At 60.5% G+C, this 3281-nt stretch carries 3 protein-coding genes; all 3 read right to left on the bottom strand.

Annotation, left to right across the window (positions count from 1 at the left end; all coding sequences use genetic code 11):
- Positions 1-226: 226 nt before the first annotated feature.
- Complete coding sequence (locus ACFOM9_RS13785; protein ID WP_386712001.1) at positions 227-586, bottom strand: hypothetical protein; 360 nt, start codon at positions 584-586, stop codon at positions 227-229.
- Between the two features lie 724 nt (positions 587-1310).
- Positions 1311-1718: a hypothetical protein gene (locus ACFOM9_RS13780; RefSeq protein WP_386711998.1), complete on the bottom strand. Its 408-nt coding sequence runs from the start codon at positions 1716-1718 to the stop codon at positions 1311-1313.
- 472 nt (positions 1719-2190) lie between these two features.
- A complete protein-coding gene (locus ACFOM9_RS13775) occupies positions 2191-2481 on the bottom strand; it encodes a hypothetical protein (RefSeq protein ID WP_386711995.1) in 291 nt (96 codons plus the stop codon).
- Between the last annotated feature and the right edge of the window lie 800 nt (positions 2482-3281).

Genomic DNA, 3281 nt, shown 5'->3' with positions numbered 1-3281 from the left:
GCTTGTGCTGGACGCGATCTGGAGGGAGCAATGGCAAGCCCGTCCGTGAGCCAGCGGCTTGCGCCATGGGCTATCGAGGACAGACCGACTGCGATCGTGCCTGGAGTGACAGGCTTGCGCCGTGCACTGTCAGGCGCACCAAAACCGCACAGCCTTTGATGTGTCCCGAGCGGCCTAACACCTGAGTTAAGCCGCGCCGCGAAGCGGCGTCGGCTTGGACGAATTGTTAGCTGCCATGCCCGTACACCACGGAGGGGCTGCCTTTCATGGCCTCGGTCTCAGCGTAGAAGCGGGAGCCATCGCTGCCAACCACTAAGAGACCCTCTCCCAGACCAACGTGGCGCGGCAGCGCGGCCCAAGTGGTGGCGCGAAAGCCGCCGGCGCCCTCCAGCACGAGGCATGGGTCTTCGCTCGAGAACGGGGCAGCAGCTCCCGCCAGCGATGCCGGGAAGAGGTCGCCGATGCTGTGGCAGATGCGCGAGTGCAGCTTTTCGGGCCGCTTCAAGGCTTCATGAAGGAAGCGGTCGCGGAAATCTGCCACCACGTATCGCTGTGCGAATGCTTCAAGCGCCGATTTACTGTCCATGGCAGCTAACACCTTGAAATAAGCCGACCCGCGAAGCGGGTTCGGCTTGATTGAACTGTTTGGCCGCCGGCCGAAGAGATGACGCCCCACCGAGGCGAACTTTACGACAGATTTGGCCGAAGGACGCGCTTGCGCCGGACGCGCTCTGGAGGGAGCAATGGCAAGTGTGTCTGTGAGCCAGCGGCTTGCGCCATGGACTGTCGAGGCTCGGCGGACTGCGATCGTGCCTGGAGTGACAGGCTTGCGCCGTGAGCTGTCAGGCGCACGAAAACCGCACAGCCTTTGATGTGTCCCGAGCGGCCTAACACCTGGAGTTAAGCCGCACCGGAGCGCGCAGCGCGGAGGGAACGCCAATCGCGCAGCGATTGGGGTGTCGGCTTGAACGACTTGTTAGGGTGCAGCTGACCATGCGTGCGAGCCTGCGCGTATCCCATGCGGAAGAGCTGCAGAAGTCCAGCGTTGGATCAGCTGCACATCATCCGCGCCCACAACCTTCCCGAAAAGCGGTGAACGCCGGACCGCAAAGCACGCTTTGCGGCGCCTGCGTCGCACCGCTTTTCTAGCAGAAATTTCGAGTGCCGGGAAGTCGGTCGATGCCGCGGCGTCGTGTCAGAAACCCCTGATGCCACCCGGGCCTTTCTCACCGGTGGTGAAGCTGTTGGACGCTGCAGCCTAACACCTGAGTTAAGGGGTGCCGCGAAGCGGCATCCCCTTGAACGAATTGTTAGGGGGCTGCCTGGATCGCAGCCACCCCGCACAAAGACCCCACCGCGAAAGCAATGACGCTGCCGGCGCCGAGGACGATTGTTGCGGTAAGGAAGTTGTTGTGACGCCAGGGTCCTCGCTGTTCGTCGCCTAGTGCGGACTCCCCATACAAGCGCAGTTGCGTGAGGTAGGCGGTCAAGTGGGCAAGGCCGCCCAGAGTGACGCCGACAATGAACACGACCATCGCTGCTTTGACCGAGCTAATCGTGATCGCCGTCTGGTTTTCCTTGCCGATAAAGGCAAGCAACGCCACCGCCGCACCACCGTTCGCAAAGATGCCGAATCGAAGGCAACTCAGCGCAATTTGGATGAGACCTTTATAGGTTTCCTCCGCGTGCCATTGGGTGCCGCCACTCGGACCTTTCATAAAGCCCCCTAACGCTTGAGTTAAGCCGAGACACGAAGTGGCTTCGGCTTGAACGAATTGTTAGGCGCGATCATCGCGCGGAAGTGACTGCCCGACAAGCTGCTTGAACCGGAGACCGGACGATCGGGCGCACCTGGCGGAACTGTCGGCGGGGAACTGTCCGAAGTCGCACCCACTGGGCCGGCAATGTCTCCGCGTCCACGCGCCGCACGCGGCAACCGAAGCCGATGTGCGAAACGTTGAAATGTTGGAGTGCGCGTCCCGCAAAGTGACCGAAGCCGGCCGTCTGAAGCCTGCGACAATTGGGGTCGAATGGCCCCCTGATGCCACCGAAGCCGTGAACCGCTTTAGCTCTAGATTTGACGCGCCTAACACCTGAGTTAACCCGACCTGCGTAGTGGAACCAACAACATGGCAAGCGCTACCTGCCGTGTTGTTGGTGGAACGAAGCAGGTTCGGGTTGAACGAACTGTTAGGGCTCTGAGCCGGGAACCCCGTAGTAGAAGTACACCAGCTGAGCATCGTGGTGAATTCCTGTACCCGAGAGCGGCATGTTGCGGCTAGCCACGGACCCGTCAGGGAGCTCCACGACCTCGCTGCGCACGTACGCGACGTGTGAGGCCCACTCCTGTTTGGCCTTGAGGTCCTCGAGCAGCCCCGCCGCCGAGAACGGATGCTCCTCGAGCGAGAATGCCCCACCCATGCCCTCCGGGACCAAGAAGAACTCGTTGTCAGGATCCGTGTGGAAGCTGGCAGCGTACATAACGTCAATGTCACTGCCTGGGCCATGCGTGTAAGTAGCAACTCCTACTCGCCAAGTGGCCGCCGCCGGAAACTCATCCAACGTAGCTCTTAGATCTTCTATGACATCCGTGACAATCATTAAGAGCCCTAACACCTGAATTAAGCCGACCCGCAAAGCGGGTTCGGCTTGAATGAATTGTTAGCGGGCAAACACGCGCCAATGCAGCACACGCTGTCCGTCCTGACGCACCGCGACCGCCGCGATGATTGGCACCGAACCGTTGACACCGCTGGGGCAACTATAGAAGGTATAGCCGCTCTCAGTGTCCGGTAGCCAACTGCGGCTAAAAGCTGGCTCCGAGAACTCACCGGCATCTGCAGGACGACAAGGCGCTGGCGGCTTCCAGTGAAGTCCAGACGGAAGGCTGAAGAGCAAGGCGCTCTCACTTGTATCTACCTTGTGCACTTCCAGGAGTTCTGTGGCTTCTGCCGGGACCCAAGCGGGGATCCACCCGCGTTTGACGGCGCCAGCAGCTATGGCCTCGGCGCGAGTAGCGTAAGACGAGTCCAGAACGTCATTGGTGCAGGAGCTTGCGATCGCTGCTGCGACTACACCGACCACAAGGCGCGAAACTCTATCCATTGCCCGCTAACGCCTGAATTAAGCCGACGCCACTTGTGGCGTTCGGCTTGAATGATTTGTTAGGCCGCGTCCCGGTAAAGAGGTTCACGGAACATTCCGACGATCATAATCAGCACCGATCCAAAGACGGCACACCAAGGGATCCAAGTAGGCGTCAATGGATGAGCCGCATTGAG

Origin of the sequence: Luteimonas notoginsengisoli, from assembly GCF_042648885.1 — a bacterium.
Classification (GTDB): domain Bacteria; phylum Pseudomonadota; class Gammaproteobacteria; order Xanthomonadales; family Xanthomonadaceae; genus Luteimonas; species Luteimonas notoginsengisoli.
The sequence above is the reverse complement of the archived record's forward strand: the minus strand, read 5'-3'. Positions and strand labels throughout refer to the sequence as shown.